Source organism: Paenibacillus donghaensis (assembly GCF_002192415.1).
GTDB classification, from domain to species: Bacteria; Bacillota; Bacilli; order Paenibacillales; family Paenibacillaceae; genus Paenibacillus_AQ; species Paenibacillus_AQ donghaensis.
On sequence record NZ_CP021780.1, the window covers coordinates 5,518,172 to 5,533,076 of the forward strand.

General features: G+C 48.0%; 10 protein-coding genes and 1 pseudogene. 3 read left to right on the forward strand and 8 right to left on the reverse strand.

All coding sequences use genetic code 11. The annotated features are described in order from the left end of the window. Window positions 1-28: 28 nt before the first annotated feature. Window positions 29-2,308 carry a beta-L-arabinofuranosidase domain-containing protein gene (locus B9T62_RS25115; RefSeq protein ID WP_087917778.1) on the reverse strand — a complete coding sequence of 760 codons (2,280 nt, stop codon included), beginning with the start codon at window positions 2,306-2,308 and terminating at the stop codon, window positions 29-31. Window positions 2,309-2,493: 185 nt separating this feature from the next. On the opposite strand from B9T62_RS25115, the gene B9T62_RS25120 reads away from it, so the two are divergent. Then, window positions 2,494-3,351 carry a helix-turn-helix domain-containing protein gene (locus tag B9T62_RS25120; protein ID WP_087917779.1) on the forward strand — a complete coding sequence of 286 codons (858 nt, stop codon included), beginning with the start codon at window positions 2,494-2,496 and terminating at the stop codon, window positions 3,349-3,351. Between the two features lie 131 nt (window positions 3,352-3,482). Next, window positions 3,483-4,544, forward strand: coding sequence for a hypothetical protein (locus B9T62_RS25125; protein ID WP_245864051.1), 1,062 nt, complete (start codon window positions 3,483-3,485; stop codon window positions 4,542-4,544). An 86-nt stretch (window positions 4,545-4,630) separates the two neighbouring features. On the opposite strand, the gene B9T62_RS25130 is transcribed toward B9T62_RS25125, so the two are convergent. Both B9T62_RS25130 and B9T62_RS25135 read right to left on the reverse strand, forming a co-directional pair. Next, window positions 4,631-6,853 carry an alpha-galactosidase gene (locus tag B9T62_RS25130; protein WP_087917781.1) on the reverse strand — a complete coding sequence of 741 codons (2,223 nt, stop codon included), beginning with the start codon at window positions 6,851-6,853 and terminating at the stop codon, window positions 4,631-4,633. Window positions 6,854-6,910: 57 nt separating this feature from the next. Further along, window positions 6,911-8,425 carry a peptide MFS transporter gene (locus B9T62_RS25135; RefSeq protein ID WP_087917782.1) on the reverse strand — a complete coding sequence of 505 codons (1,515 nt, stop codon included), beginning with the start codon at window positions 8,423-8,425 and terminating at the stop codon, window positions 6,911-6,913. A 257-nt stretch (window positions 8,426-8,682) separates the two neighbouring features. On the opposite strand from B9T62_RS25135, the pseudogene B9T62_RS41880 reads away from it, so the two are divergent. Then, window positions 8,683-8,778 (forward strand): annotated as a pseudogene (locus B9T62_RS41880) (Rpn family recombination-promoting nuclease/putative transposase); the annotation flags it as partial. A gap of 171 nt (window positions 8,779-8,949) precedes the next feature. Here the strand turns inward: B9T62_RS41880 and tnpB are convergent. The 5 genes from tnpB to rfbC all read right to left on the reverse strand — a co-directional run bounded on the left by tnpB (window position 8,950) and on the right by rfbC (window position 14,888). After that, on the reverse strand, window positions 8,950-10,029 hold the full coding sequence (gene tnpB / locus B9T62_RS25145; protein WP_087917784.1) for an IS200/IS605 family element RNA-guided endonuclease TnpB: 1,080 nt from the start codon (window positions 10,027-10,029) through the stop codon (window positions 8,950-8,952). A 261-nt stretch (window positions 10,030-10,290) separates the two neighbouring features. Continuing rightward, on the reverse strand, window positions 10,291-12,474 hold the full coding sequence (locus B9T62_RS25150) for an S-layer homology domain-containing protein (RefSeq protein WP_169834433.1): 2,184 nt from the start codon (window positions 12,472-12,474) through the stop codon (window positions 10,291-10,293). A 174-nt stretch (window positions 12,475-12,648) separates the two neighbouring features. Next, window positions 12,649-13,293 (reverse strand): YdcF family protein, encoded by a 645-nt coding sequence (locus B9T62_RS25155; protein WP_087917786.1) that lies wholly within the window; start codon window positions 13,291-13,293, stop codon window positions 12,649-12,651. 3 nt (window positions 13,294-13,296) lie between these two features. Further along, window positions 13,297-14,292 carry a dTDP-glucose 4,6-dehydratase gene (gene rfbB, locus B9T62_RS25160; protein WP_087917787.1) on the reverse strand — a complete coding sequence of 332 codons (996 nt, stop codon included), beginning with the start codon at window positions 14,290-14,292 and terminating at the stop codon, window positions 13,297-13,299. A gap of 41 nt (window positions 14,293-14,333) precedes the next feature. Beyond that, window positions 14,334-14,888, reverse strand: a complete 555-nt coding sequence (gene rfbC, locus B9T62_RS25165; protein WP_087917788.1) for a dTDP-4-dehydrorhamnose 3,5-epimerase — start codon at window positions 14,886-14,888, stop codon at window positions 14,334-14,336. Window positions 14,889-14,905: the final 17 nt, after the last annotated feature.

Below are 14,905 nucleotides of genomic sequence, written 5' to 3' on the forward strand. Positions count from 1 at the left end.
TCACACTCCTCCACGGATTTCATTCTCGTCAAATGGTCTTGATATACAAATGATACGGCTCATGGTTTAATTCCGCCAAAGGGGCAAATTCAAGCTGCTTCTCCTTGAAGACAAAACGGTTGGTCCCCGCGATTCGCTCTATGCTCTCCTGCACATTTCCTGTGCGGAGGGGCAACTCATAAAAGTCTTTGCGGTCGGATACAGCCGCCAGGATATAGGGACCAAAGGCGAGAGAGGCGGTATCGTCCTTATCGGGAGCAAATTCCAACCGCAGCTCCGGTGCAAAATGAACGGTTACCTTATCTTGCTTGCGCCAGTCACGGGTTACGGTGACATAACCGTTCTCTTCGGTAAAAGTAACCTGCTCACCGTTGAGTTCAACCTTGACAGCTCCTTGATGCCAGTAAGGCTTGCGGATCTTTAACCGGGTTTTCTTCAAGGCCAGAATGGACAGCCCGATCTCTCCAGTAAAGATTTCAGGAACCGCTTGCACCACATGCAGTCCATTGTCTGCATCCAACAGCTCGGATGATACAAACAGGTTGACATATAAAGCGTCCGTGTCCTCGAAGTAGACCGCTTCCGTATATTTGAAATGGGCCTCCAGGCCTGTCCCGTGACAGCAGGAGTTCTCCTCGTCATAGCCCTTTTGCCCGCCGGGGCTGGTGGGCATAAAGTAGGTGCTTGCTCCCAGGCATTCATGGTCGGTTGTCGCAAGAATATGGTTCAGCATGGTTCTCTCGTAATAATCCATATAATGCACATCATTTTCATACGCATATAGGTGTTTGGTGAGCTTAAGCATGTTATAGGACGCACAGGTTTCGGCGGTATGCTCCGTCAGATGGGCGCCGATCTTGTTGGGCTGCTTGAACATCTCGCCCTCGCCGGTTCCGCCGATGGAGTAAATATGGGAATTCACAACCGACTGCCAGAAGAACTGGGCGATATCATAATACTTCTTCTCTTGGGTTGCCTCAAATATCTTGAGTGCTCCAACCACCTGGGGAATATGCTGATTGGCATGCAAGGCTCCCAAGGCATCCACTTCTTGCTCCATTGGGAAGAACAGGCGATCATTGTCAAACAGCTTGGCCGCTTTCATATGATTTTCTTTGTCCGTATACGTATAGAGCTCAGCCAGTGACTCATTGATCCCCCCAAACTCGCCCGCAATGTACATGCTCCACATCTTGATTAATTGTTCATGCGGCAATGCGCTCAAGCGGTTGTATACCCAGTCGCCGAGCTTGTCGGCAATGGTTAGTGCCAGTTGGATTCCCGCAATGTGATAGCTGTCCAGCAAGCCGGCAAAAATTTTGTGCAGCGTGTAATAAGGCGCCCAGATTTCCGGATAGCGCACATATGTTTGAAGCAAATCAAATTGCTCCTCCGAATACGCGCTGATAAAGCCGTACTGGTATCTGTGATCTGCTTCAAAGGCCAATTGGACTTTGTTTAATTCTTCAATCAGGTAAGTCAATTTGCCGTAAATCTGCTCGTTGCCCGTTGACGCATAGCACAGAGCGAGAGCCGACAGATAGTGTCCAGTCGTGTGTCCCTTCAGCAAGCTGTCGGGCGAATCCCAGCCGATCATCTCAGGGGCTCCCAGGGTATGGATCCCGGCTGCTTTCCTGAAATTGTACAGCATTTGATCATCGTCAACCTTCAACAGGAAGGCCAGTCTTCGATCCTGCGCAGTTTTTAATCGCGATGGCCCACGCAGGTTTACCTTCTTCGCCGGAAAGGCATGCAGCAAGGCCTGTTTGACGTTCTTCTTCTCGACCGTTTCCTTGACGATGACGGTTGCATCTACCTCGTAAAGCGTGTCCGTCAGATGGCCAGCCGTTTTTTTCTCCCCAATCTCGGCGTATAGTCTTTCTGCTCCCCCATGCCAATGGACCTGATGGGCAATGACATCGCCGGTTACAGTTTGAATAGACACAACGGAGGGCAAGCAAAATCTCGTATTCACTTGTTGCTCTATGCGAACGGGGAAGATTTTTTTAACCTGGATTTTGTTTTTTTCCTCAAGAATGTTCACCTCAAAAACCTTATCCATCCTTGCCTCACCGTACTGGAAGATTGCGGTTAGAGGAACGATCCGGTCCCCTTTGCCATATTCAGGCTGATGCACTTTCCCAGAGCCGTCAATCCAACGGTCATCTTTTGAAGACCAGGTAATGATGGAGCCATGCTTGCCCTCAGTCGGCAAGGCGATATCAAACTCTACGGTTTTCAAATTTCCCAGGTGCAAGGCCTCAATGTCTTGTTGGACCGTTTCCTGATCACTGGATTTAACCGACATGTACTTTCCTCCTTGACATTTAATCACTTTCACAGGATTAATGGTACAGGAAATAAAAATCAGTGTCGGTAGTTGAAAAAAAGAATAGGTGGATTATATTTACTACTATCGGGATGTTGCCGAGACGTACTTGCCCGCTTATGGATTTCACGCAGCTATGTCTAATGTTGAGGGGAGTCACTGTCATGTATTTTGTTGATAAGAAATATGCGGAGCATGCAACCTTTTTATCCGCAGGCACTTTCATCACGAACCAGCCTTGGATTCACTCCGAACGGGTCATTGACAGCTATGAAATCATCAGTCCAATCGAGTCTACGCTTTACATCGAGTGCAACAATATTCCCTACGCCATAGAATCGGGTGAGATATTGGTCATTCCGCCGCATACTCCTCACAAGGGAATCAAATATTGTGAGGGCCGTATGAAATTCCACTGGCTTCATTTCTCATCGATAAATCTGAGTATCCACACGGAGACAGAGGTCATTCGGGAGCTCAATGACAACAACCCCGATGAAATGATTATCTTGCCCGTGCACACCAACAAAATCGATTCCAGGCGTTTTCATGTCATGTTCAATCAATTGCTGGATTTATATCAGGAAAAGAAGCGGGAAACTTACCTGAATGCTTATTTAAGCTGCCTTTTACATGAAGTGACCTCCGAAATCATGAGTGTACTGACCCAGAAAAATGTCAACGTCAACCGCCTGCAGCCGATCCAGGACTGGATTCGGATTCACGCTTTTGACGACGTAACGATTGATAAAATTGCCGACCATTTCAAATACAACAAAAACTATCTGTCGAGAATTTACAAAGAGAATACCGGGATCGGAATTTCCGAGCAAATCATCACCTTCCGATTGAAGCATGCCAAGGAGTTGCTGACAGAGACGGATTTGAGCATTGTCCAAATCGCCTCGGAGGTGGGTTACGAGGATTCAAAATATTTCATGCGTTTGTTTAAAAAATATGAAAGCATTACCCCGACCCAATACAGGAAAACATTTTTTAACAAGCATTACAATAAAAAATGAAGAGAGCCATCCTTGTGTTGCGTTATCCACTTAACCTATGGTTTGGGCTACCGTATTGAAAAAGAAATCATGTTATCATAAAAAAAGAAAGCGATACCAATTATTTTTCTTGCGGGGGTGCACATGTAGTGGTGAACGGTGAATTGCACATAACGACTGCCCAATTTATTGATTCGCACCGGATTGAATTGGTTTGGAATGATGAGGCGGAGGGGGCACAACATCCAAATGCTTTTTTGGTTGAGCTGGATGGGGTGAATGTGCCTATTTGCGGCAATGAGGATGAGGAGGCTTGGGATACAAGGTGTGTGTATGAGGCGTCCAAGCGACGAACAACGCTTTACCTGCTGAATCCCATACAGCTGGGTGATTTGGGCAGGGTCAAGCTTACCGTGGTGGGACAAATTACGAACAGGCAGGGAAGCGCAGTGCCGGTCAACCAGCCCTATATAATCAAAAAATGGCAAGCCTACTATACCAGATTTACCAGAACCTCTTCCGGCATTCTCATCAAATCCTCTTCCTGCGTCGGTTATCAGGTGCATGACCAAGCCTGTGAAATGATTGAGGTGATGTTGAGTAAAAGGCCGGAGGTCGCGCGGAAGCTGGAGGAACTTCATGCCTCTCTGGCTATTTACGGTCTGCAGGAGGACGCCTATGATATACCGGAGCATCGCGGCGGAGCGGACTTTTTAACCCGTCCTGTGGAAGGCTTCGGTGGAACGCCGCAAATTCCGACGACCTCTGTGTCGGAAAAAAACATCATGCGGTATAGGGATAGGGAGATTCAAACCCGGTACCTCAATGAATCCATCCTGGCCCATGAATTTGGGCATGCCATTCATTTAATCGGGATCAACCATCTGGAGGATCAGACCTTAGCTAGACAACTGGTCAACGCCTATGAGCATGCCGTGGCCAGCGGCCTCTGGCTCCATACCTACGCGATTTCCAATTACGAGGAGTACTTTGCCACACTAACCACAATCTGGTTTAATGTCATGGCCGAAAGCAAGGACGGTACCTGGGACGGGGTTAGAGGGCCAGTTAATACGCGGGAAGAGCTAAAGGTCTATGATCCGCTGGGCTATGCCTTTTTTGAGTCAATCTATCCTGACCGGGCATTCCCGGAGCCCTGGAGCAGCACGGCCAATGAGTTTTCCGTTCAAGACCTGCTGCCTGCTGCGGAGTGAATAGTTGAATATGGAAATGCACAGGAGGTCCCGGAAACCAGTGAAATGGTTTCCGGGACCTCCTTATTGCAGAAGTGGGCCAAGGGCTAGTCTGCCTCCAAAATAAAAATGCGGGAAAGAAAATCGCCTCTTGGCACCTTGGAATGGTACTCGCCAGATGTATGGTCGTTTAAAACAATGCCGATCTCCATCAATTCATCGCCGAAATAGCCGCGTTCGCCAAAATGGGCGATCCGGTATTTTTTGTGAGGGTCCAGGCCGGCAAGCTTCAATCGCCGATAGCCGTCATTAACCTTCGTAAGGATGCGATAATAGCCGACGATTGCCTGGTTTCTGTCCCTGGATCGAACCATCCATGCTGTTTCATTACCCTGGAAGGGACTGGCTAGCCGATAAAAAATCCCCCGCGCCATGAGCCCACGGTACTTCTTCATAAAGGTGATTTGTTCCTGAACCGTTGCTTTTTCTTCATCGGACAACAGGCTGATATCCAGCTCATAGCCAAAGGTACCAAAATAGGCGACATCGCCTCGGGTAGTCAGGGAAACGCTGCGGGATGTCTGGTGATTGGGCACAGCGGAAACATGGGAGCCCATGCTGCTGAGCGGGTATACAAGCGAAGTGCCGTATTGTATTTTTAACCGTTCGACGGCGTCCGTATTATCGGAAATCCATCCTTGGGGCGAGTAATACAGCATCCCCGGATCAAATCGTCCGCCTCCGCTGGCGCATGACTCGAACAAGACCTCGGGAAATTTACCGGTCAGCCGTTCGTACAATTCATATATCCCCAGGATGTATTGATGGTATACCCTTCCTTGAAAATCACATTCCCTTCCTTGGGAAAATACCTCGGACATCGAGCGGTTCATATCCCATTTCACATAGGAGATATCAGAGCCGGCTAACAGATTGCTGAGGGTCTCATCCAAGTAATCAATGACCTCCGCCTTCGTCAAGTCCAGGACATATTGATTTCGACCCGGACTCATCGGACGGTAAGGGACGGATAAAACCCAGTCCGGGTGCTTCTCATAAAGCTTGCTCGCTTTGCTGATCATTTCCGGTTCAAACCAAAGGCCGAATTTCAGCCCCAAAGCGGTAATCTTGGAGGCCAGGCCGGAGATGCCGTTGGGCAGCTTGGCCTTGTTGGGGAACCAGTCCCCGAGAGAGGTCGTGTCTGTATTGCGTTCGCCGAACCAGCCATCATCCAGAACAAACCATTCGATTCCCAGCTCAGTGGCCGTACGGGCAATTCCGAGTATTTTGTCCTCATCAAAATTCATGTAGGTGGCTTCCCAGTTGTTGATTAGGATGGGACGCTCCCTGTCTCTCCAGAAGCCCCGGACCAACCGTTGTTGATACAGCTCGTGGAACACTTGACTCATCCTGTTCATGCCTTTATCCGAATACACCAACACTGCCTCCGGCGTTTGAAAGCTATCTCCCGGTTCCAAAGCCCAACTGAAGCCATGCGGATGAATGCCCATCATTATACGTGTTACATCAAACGTATCCACCTCCGCCTGAGCCAGAAAATTGCCGCTGTACACTAAACTGAATCCGATCGCCTCACCGAGAAACTCCGTGGTATTCTTGCGCTTCAAACCGATGAAGGGGTTATAATTGTGGCTGCTGTGCCCCCGCAGGCTGTATATGCTTTGAATACCCTGGTGCAGAGGGACAGTCTGAATATGCCGCTCCCTCCCCCAGGCACCAGTCAAGCTCAGTAGGTCATACTCCTTATCCGGAAGCTCGAGGTTGAAGCTCATGGCAGTTTCAAGGCGGATTCTCTCTGTGCCTGAATGGCTTATTCTCATAGATCGGGTTAATACAGGCAACTGGTTGAAGAGAGTATATTGCAGCTCCACCTGACAGGCGAGAGTCTTGTCGATTAAACAAACACGTACGGTATCGGCCTCGTTGTCCGCTTCGACATACGTTGCAGGCAGGCCTTCAAGCGAAGGCTTGCCCGGGAGGATCTGATGACTCAAATACTCGAAACGGGTCGTGCTGCTGCCATCCTGCTGGACAACATGCAGCCCGCAGTTTCTTAAATCGCCTGCACCATAAACCGACACTTCCTGTTTGACCTGTTCCAGGGAGAACTTGGAGTTCCCTTCAAAAACGCAGGGAGACATATCGCGAAACCCCCATTCCAGCAGGTGGGAGAAATCCTCCTGGTCCTGAATCCTTTTGCCGTAATACAAATGGCCAAGCTGCTGATTCGGCATGACGCAAAAGATGTAACTGATTTCATCATTGTACAAGTGAAATTGCTTGGTGCTTTCATGGTAGATCACGGGCACGGGAAAAACTCCTTTCAAAAAAGTGCTGACAAGTGAATTTGTCAACACTGTCGCTTATTAGTCCATATCTTTTTCGATATTTTTGGAAAAGAGGAAGATGAGCAGAGCCGTAATAAACAGAAGTCCTGTCATAATGGGGAACAAGTTGACCTGCTCGTCGGCCGTTTGATAGAAGGTGAACAGAATCAAGGCAATTCCGTTTCCAATCGTGCCTGCCTGGCCCCAAGCGGTTTGCATCTGGGTATCGTAAGCATCGGGCGACAATTTGGCTACAAGCGATGAACCGATGGGCCAAACCAGATTGTCGGAGAACGTAAGGAACAGATAATAGAATACCATCCAAAGCAGGTTGTAAGGGGCCTGGTCCTTAAACAGAATAATCGGTATGGTCAGCAAGCCGAAGCCGCAAGCAGAGAACAATATACCCAGACCGTATTTATAAGTGGTGCGAATATGGGTGGCCCGTGTTTTGGTCCACAGCCAGACAAAGACGGGGGACAAGGCCAGGCCAAAAATGGTATAAATGGTGCCCACCGATCCTGGAGCAATTTCAATTCCAAAAATATGGCGATTGATTTTCTGATCGATAAAAATCGCCACAGTGGAAGTCAGCATGGTTCCGCAAAGCGCCATCACAATCTGGGCTGAGAATAATTTGAGGAAGGGCTTTAGCCGTCTTCTGTCCCGGTCGGTTAAATCATCTTTCCTCATGAGATTGGTCAGGAAAGCAATCGGAATAATAAAGGTGGCTGAAGTGATAATGTTTAATACTCCTTGGAAGGACATCACATCGTTGATGACCAACACCACAATGGTGCCTATAAAGATAATCATAACGATCAGGAACCGGGTAAATAATGTTTTGAATTTCCCTTTTTCAAGAGGCTTGATCGGTTTTTCGCCCAAGGGTCCAAAATATTTGTATTGTGTAAAGAAAATCACCGCACCATACAGGAAGGCAGCCACAGCCGCGATCAAGAAGCCCAGATGGAAATTTTTCATTCCGATTTGGCCGACCAAGAGCGGAGCAACAAGACCGGCAATATTGTTGGCAATCGTGTGAATGGTAAAGGCGGCGTCCCGTCTGCCGCTTTCGGATTTGCGGTAGAGCTGGCCGGTCAAGGAAGCGTTGCTTGCCCCCATAATGGGAAGCGCCATCAAAAACAATGCGATGAATGCAAAAATCCTTCCTTGTGTCAGGGAGAATGCCGGAATGGCCAAAACGCCAAATGCTGTCCCTTTCACAATGTTGCCAATAATCAGAGCTTTGCGCATGCCCAATACCCGGTCAGCCAGCCAGCTTCCCAATATGCCAAATATGGAGTTGCAGGCGCCCATTGCTGTAATCATGGATGCAGCCTGACCCTGTGTGAAGCCTAACCCTTTCATGTATGGACTGTAGAGATAAAAAATTAAAATCGCGTACAAAGCTCCCCAAGCAAATGAATTAAAAAAGTTCCCTGCTGCCAAAGCGCCTACACCTCTTGGGTGGCCCAAAAATTTCTTGTCGTCCAGTACCTCCTCCAACGATATATTTCTGGGATTCAAATTCGTATGGCTTTCATCGCTCATGGTTCTTCCTTCTTTCTTCGTATTTCTGAGAACGCTTTCCCTTTTAAAATATAGCAGATTCATTTCTGTAAAACGGTAGCGGATAGTTGGGATAGGTGGACATTTATTACCTATCGAGGAGGCATCCGCTCCTCTCGCGTCATCAAGACTTCGATGAACGCACCGTGGCCGTCCATACAAAAAAAAGAGGATGCACCCGAGCTTTCGCTTGGGGTGCATCCTCCGCATTTAAATCGCTTGTACTACGCTTATAAATTCCTTACACTGATAAAGACGATCCGCTCGACAAACAATCTATCTTTGATGTTTACGCCAGGACCTCTGAAGATGGGCTGATTGATATTGAGATTAAATCTTGATATTGCGACCATTTCTAAGGCCACTGGATTAACGGAGCAGGAAATCAATACACTGAGGAAGTGAACTACACGCCACCTAAGAGGTGGGTGCTTCTTGGTCAATAGAGCTACTGCTCCAAGTTTACCCAAGCTTATAGGCTAGTTCCTAGCCCAATCGTTGCCATCTTATATGGCTAATTTTAGTAAGTTTTTAGCTGCGTTTACATCTCTATCGTGTTGGGCACCACATTCAGGACAAGTCCATTCCCGTACAGCAAGGTTCTTCACTTCTGCGTTTTTGTAGCCGCAGCAGGAACATAGTTGGCTACTTGCAAAGTGTTTGGGTGCTATCATCAAGGTTCTCCCGTACCACTTTGCCTTATATTCGAGCATCGCTCGAAACAGGCTCCACGATACTTCTGAAATGGCTTTAGCTAATTTGTGATTCTGCATCATGTTCTTTACACGCAAGTCTTCCATTACGATCACTTGGTTATCGCGTATCATTTGGGTTGACGTTTTGTGCAAGAAGTCTTTACGCTGATTCGTTATTTTTTCATGAAGCTTGGCAACCTTCAGCCTTGCCTTATTTCTGTTATGGCTTCCTTTCTTCTTTCTCGACAAGTTCTTTTGCAGCTTGGCTAATCGTTGTTCAGATGTACGAAGATGCTTAGGATTAGCGATCACTTCACCATCTGAAGTCATCGCAAAGTTTTTCAGTCCTAGATCCACGCCAATCTTCTTGTCGGCTTTCGGCAAAGGCGTTCGTTCTGTTTCAACCAAAATGGAAGCAAAATAGGTACCCGATGGAGTCTTGGAGATGGTGCAGGATTTGATTCGCCCCGTGAATGGACGATGCACCTTGATTCGGATTCTTGTCTTTAGTTTCGGAATTTTGATCGTTCCATCTTCAATGGCTATCGTACCGTTCTGATTGTTCGTTGTGAAGCTGTTGTTGTTCGTCTTCTTGCTTTTGAATGTAGGAAAACCAACCTTCTTATCCCGAAAAAAATGCGTATAGGCTTTCTCCAGGTTGAGCTGGACGTTCGCTAATGCAAGGCTGTCCACTTCTTTCAGCCACGGGAATGCTTTCTTGTACCTGGCAGGTGTATTACGGAGCATTTTCTCCGTTTGTTGATAGTGTTCGATCTTATCCGCAAGCATTTTGTTGTAGATAAAACGGACACATCCGAACACCTTGGCTAGATATTGTTGTTGTTCAGGGTTTGGATAGATGCGGTACTTATACGCTTGGAGTACTAACATGCTACGCAACTCCTTTCCAGGAATTTACGAATCCATTATAGCACAAATGTTCGTATTCATGGAAGTTGATTTCCTTTGGATTAGAAAGATCGTTGACATTCATCCCACCACTTTAGAAGTGGGGGAATTCTGACAACTAGTGGTTAAATGATTAAGAAAGGGAGCATCCATTGCGTGGGCGACCATGTATATACAAAAAAAGCAGAGCAGAATTTACTCTGCCCCGCCGTCTAACGATGACTTTTATTTATGGAACAAGAACTACTCCTTCACCGGCTCTGGTGTATACACTACCGTCTTCTCCAGGGTAGTTACTTTGCCCAGGCTGTTCATCACCTTGAACACAAAGGTATTGCTGCCTGCTTGTAACGTAACGGTCTCGCGGAAGCTGCCATAGCTGCCCACCAGCTTATCGTTCAGATAGATTTTGGGATAGCTGTCATTGGCGTCCTTGGCACTGCCGCTGATGGTGATCTCCGCGCTGCTGGTGGTCTCTGGAAGGTAATCCAGGCTCAGCTCTGGTCCGCTAACGGTAAAAATAATCGTCTTGGTGATGACCTCCGAGCTTTTGCCGAGACTATTCACCGCCTTGAACACGAACGGGTTCTCGCCTTCCTTCAGCGTAACCTCTTCCCGGAAGGAGCCGTAGCTGCCCACCAGCTTGTCATTCAGATAAATCTTCGGATAGCTGTCATTGGTGTCAGTAGCGCTACCGCTGAGCGTAACCGTCTTACTACTGCTGGTCTCCGGTACCAGATCGAGCTTCAGCTCAGGTCCGCCCACCGTGAAGGTAATCTTCTTCGTGATCACTTCCGAGCTTTTGCCGAGATTATTCACCGCCTTGAATACGAAAGTGTTCTCGCCTTCCTTCAGCGTAACCTCCTCATGGAAAGAGCCATAGCTGCCCACCAGCTTGTCATTCAGATAAATCTTAGGGTAGCCGTCGTTCTTGTCAGTGGCACTCCCGCTCAGCGTAACTGTCTTACTACTGCTGGTCTCAGGCACGAGGTCGAGCTTAAGCTCAGGTCCGCCCACCGTGAAGATAATTTTCTTGGTGATCAGCGCAGAGCTTTTGCCGAGGCTGTTGGTAGCTTTGAACACAAAAACATTCTCGCCTTCCTTCAGCGTAACCTCCTCACGGAAAGAGCCGTAGCTGCCGACCAATTTGTCATTCATATAAACTTTCGGGTAGCTATCATTCTTGTCAGTGGCTTTGCCGCTCAGCGTGACCGTCTTGCTGCTGCTCGTCTCCGGCATATTGTCCAGGTTAAGGACGGGTCCGCCCAGAGTGACTACGATTTGCTTCTCGACTACCGCTTTTTTGTCATTCTTGTTGGTAGCCGTTACCACGATCCGGTTGATGCCTTCTTCCAGCGTCACTTCCAGGCTGAACTCCCCGTTATAGGACAGAGTGGCCGATTCATCGTTGATCTTCACCGTTGGGTATGGATCACTGCTGTCCGTCACTTTACCAGTAATCTTGGCTTTCAGCTGGTTCGCTGTTTCCGGAGCCTGCACCGTCAGCTGGGGACCTGTAGTCGCATACGTTACCTTCTTGGTAACCGTGCTGGAGCGCCCATTCGGCAATACGGCCTTGAACACATATTCATAGACCTTCTCCCCGCCATCCAGATCATAAGCTTCGGCAAAAGCGCCATCCACATTCTCGACTTCCTCGTCATTGATGTACACCTTGGCATCGGCATTTACTTTGCCGGACACCTTCAGTGTTCTGTCAGCGACCTGCCCGGGAACCTGGACCTCCAGCTTCACATCCTGCGTAGCCGTAGCATAAGAAGACTTCAGCACCCGGTACAGCAAGGTCGCTACAGACGCCCGATTAATCGGGCTGTTCGGCTGAAACGTTCCATCCGGGAACCCTTGAATCAGCTTCTGGTCCACCGCCACGGCCACTTCCTTCGCCAGCTGCGGGGATACTTCATCATAGTCATCAAATTTATAGGCCAGGATATTCTCGGCATCTACATTATCGGTTTCAAGTCCCATAGCACGCACCAACGCTACCGCCACATCTTCACGCGTAGCATTCGCCTGCGGGTCAAAAAAAGGTTTTCCCTTCACAGGGAAATACCCCGTCAGGTACTCCTTCGCCGATTCTACATATTTATAAGCCCAAGAGGACGAATTCACATCCGCGAAGGTCTGCGTCCCGTCCGAGACCAGGTCGAGCCCAAAGGTCAGCGTAATCAGCTTCGCCAGCTGCTCGCGGGTAATCGCCGATTCCGGTTTAAACGAGCCGTCCGGGTTCCCCGTAATAATCCCCTGCTTGGCCATACTCACAATCGCTTCATTCGCCCAATACGTGGTTTTGACATCTACAAACGCATAGGAGGTCGTCTGCTGCACAACCGTAGCCGCACTTGCCACTCCCCCAACCAGCATGCTAAACAGCATCAGCCATGCTGCCGCTAATCTAACTCTCATTCCCCTCATCCCAATCGCCCCTCCAATAGGTTAAGCCGCCGCAACCCTCCCAATCTCTCTACGATTCCCATAAAAAGAGATGTAAGTGCAGCACTCCCAAGGGATAATTATACAGCATGTTAGGAGGTTGTATAGGTGGTAATATAAATAACCCCGCGGCAGATTTGCCGGGGGTTAATTGAACCAACGTTTGATTTTATCTAGAACCTTTTTAGCTTCAGGTCCATTGTAACCGAGAGCATTTCCAATCATCTTAATATACTCAGTATAGGTCTTCTCCCGATTATAAGCCCCTTTCCACCAAGCCTTTGAGTTATAACCAGAATCCGAACTTACATATGTCAGTTCAATCGCAGAATTTTTATATACATGATCAAAGATAAATTTAACCCGCCGCATATGAAAATCAGAGGAGACGACAATCGCTGATGTAAAACCCTTTTCCTTCATAATAGGCAAGGTAAGTGTCGCATTTTCATAAGTACTTGTAGCTGCCTCTTCAGTAAGTATTGCATTCTCATTAACTTTTAAAGCAAGTGCTGTCTGCAGCATATCACCTTGTGAAGTATTAGCTTGTTTAGAATTTGATAGTATTAAAAATGGTGCATAACCAGTATTATATAGCTCAACCGCTTTCTCCACACGCTCAGCGCCCCCGCTAAGTACGATAATTACATCAGCTTGCTGTGGAGGCTGGGAGTAGGGGAGGAAGCGGCCAGCAGTAAATACGAATAGCAGCAGAGGCAACACAGGCAAGAGAAGCCATAGCTTCTTCTTGCCTGATCTGCTTGTAGATCGGGCAACAGGTCTCAACAACATGAGTTACTTCCGGTATTCGCCACTAAGAATGGATTCCCACCAGTCCGAATGGTCCACATACCACTCAATTGTCTGGGCGATTCCAGTCTCGAATGTATAGGTCGGTTTCCAGCCGAGCTGCTCCAATTTGGATGGATCGATAGCATATCTTTTGTCATGGCCCAAGCGGTCGGTTACATACTCAATCAAATCCTCCGATTTACCCAGGGCAGCAATAATCGTCTTCACCACTTCCAGGTTCGTTCGCTCATTATGGCCGCCGACATTATAGACTTCACCACTGACACCTTCATGCAGGACAAGGTCAATTGCTGCACAGTGATCCCATACATGTAGCCAATCGCGGATATTCTTGCCATCGCCGTACACAGGTACCTTCTGATTATTCAGCACCTTGGAGATCGTAAGCGGGATCAGCTTTTCTGGGAAATGATACGGGCCATAGTTGTTGGAGCAGCGTGTAATGTTCATCGGGAATCCGTAAGTTTCGTGATAAGCGCGTACTAACAGATCCGAGGAAGCCTTGCTGGCACTATACGGGCTGTTCGGCTGAATTGGAGTTTCTTCCGTGAAGAACACCGTTGGATCGAAGTCCAGTTCACCATATACCTCATCCGTGGAGACATGTAGGAACTTAGTGATTCCACAAGCCTTCGATGCTTCCAGCAGAACCTGGGTACCCATCACATTGGTACGGACAAAGATTCCCGGGTCGGTAATGGAACGGTCTACATGACTCTCCGCTGCAAAATGTACCACATACTTAAACTTCTCCGCCTCAAAAAGAGCATGGATCGCCGGTTGATCCGCAATATCCATCTGAACGAAACGATAGTTCTCTTTCGCTTCAATTCCCTTATGTTTCGTCAGGTCGCCTGCGTAGGTTAACAGGTCCAGATTCACAATCTCATAATTCGGATACCGATCAACCATATATTGCACAAAGTTTCCGCCAATAAAACCGGCACCGCCAGTTACCAAAACCTTTTCTCTACTCATTCCCTACACCTCTTGATCTATTTAAAATACAGCTGCCGCTGTTACATTACAAAATTAAGCTTAGCATCCTTCAATAAAGGTGCCTTCTTGTCTTTCGCAGACAAAACAGGAGTTACATCGATCGGCCACTTTACGCCAATAGCCGGATCATTCCAGAGAATACCGCCATCACATTCAGGAGCATACAGCTCATCGCATTTATACTGTACTTCTACATCTTCAATGAGAGTCATGAAGCCGTGGGCGAATCCCTTAGGGATCAGCAGCTGCTTCTTATTCTCTGCAGTCAACTCAATGCCGAACCACTCACCATAAGTAGGGCTGCCTGCTCTAATATCTACTGCCACATCATAAATCGCACCGCGCGTACAGCGGATAAGCTTGGTTTGCGCTTTAGGATTCAGTTGATAGTGCAGACCACGGAGCGTGCCTTTGGTGGCAGAATAGGATTGATTATCTTGCACGAATTCCATGTCGATGCCTTGCTCTTTGAACTTGGTCGCGCTATAGGTTTCCATGAACCATCCACGATGATCGCCGTGAACGGCCGGTTCTACGATTAGTACTCCCTCTAAATGGGTTTTCGTAATTTTCATCAATTCCACACCTTCTG

Excerpts from the sequence above, each read along its gene's own strand:
- B9T62_RS25155 (WP_087917786.1), bottom strand. The coding sequence starts at position 13,293 with ATGTTGTTGAGACCTGTTGCCCGATCTACAAGCAGATCAGGCAAGAAG.
- B9T62_RS25135 (WP_087917782.1), bottom strand. The coding sequence starts at position 8,425 with ATGAGCGATGAAAGCCATACGAATTTGAATCCCAGAAATATATCGTTG.
- rfbB (WP_087917787.1), bottom strand. The coding sequence starts at position 14,292 with ATGAGTAGAGAAAAGGTTTTGGTAACTGGCGGTGCCGGTTTTATTGGC.
- B9T62_RS25150 (WP_169834433.1), bottom strand. The coding sequence starts at position 12,474 with ATGAGAGTTAGATTAGCGGCAGCATGGCTGATGCTGTTTAGCATGCTG.
- B9T62_RS25120 (WP_087917779.1), top strand. The coding sequence starts at position 2,494 with ATGTATTTTGTTGATAAGAAATATGCGGAGCATGCAACCTTTTTATCC.
- tnpB (WP_087917784.1), bottom strand. The coding sequence starts at position 10,029 with ATGTTAGTACTCCAAGCGTATAAGTACCGCATCTATCCAAACCCTGAA.
- rfbC (WP_087917788.1), bottom strand. The coding sequence starts at position 14,888 with ATGAAAATTACGAAAACCCATTTAGAGGGAGTACTAATCGTAGAACCG.
- B9T62_RS25115 (WP_087917778.1), bottom strand. The coding sequence starts at position 2,308 with ATGTCGGTTAAATCCAGTGATCAGGAAACGGTCCAACAAGACATTGAG.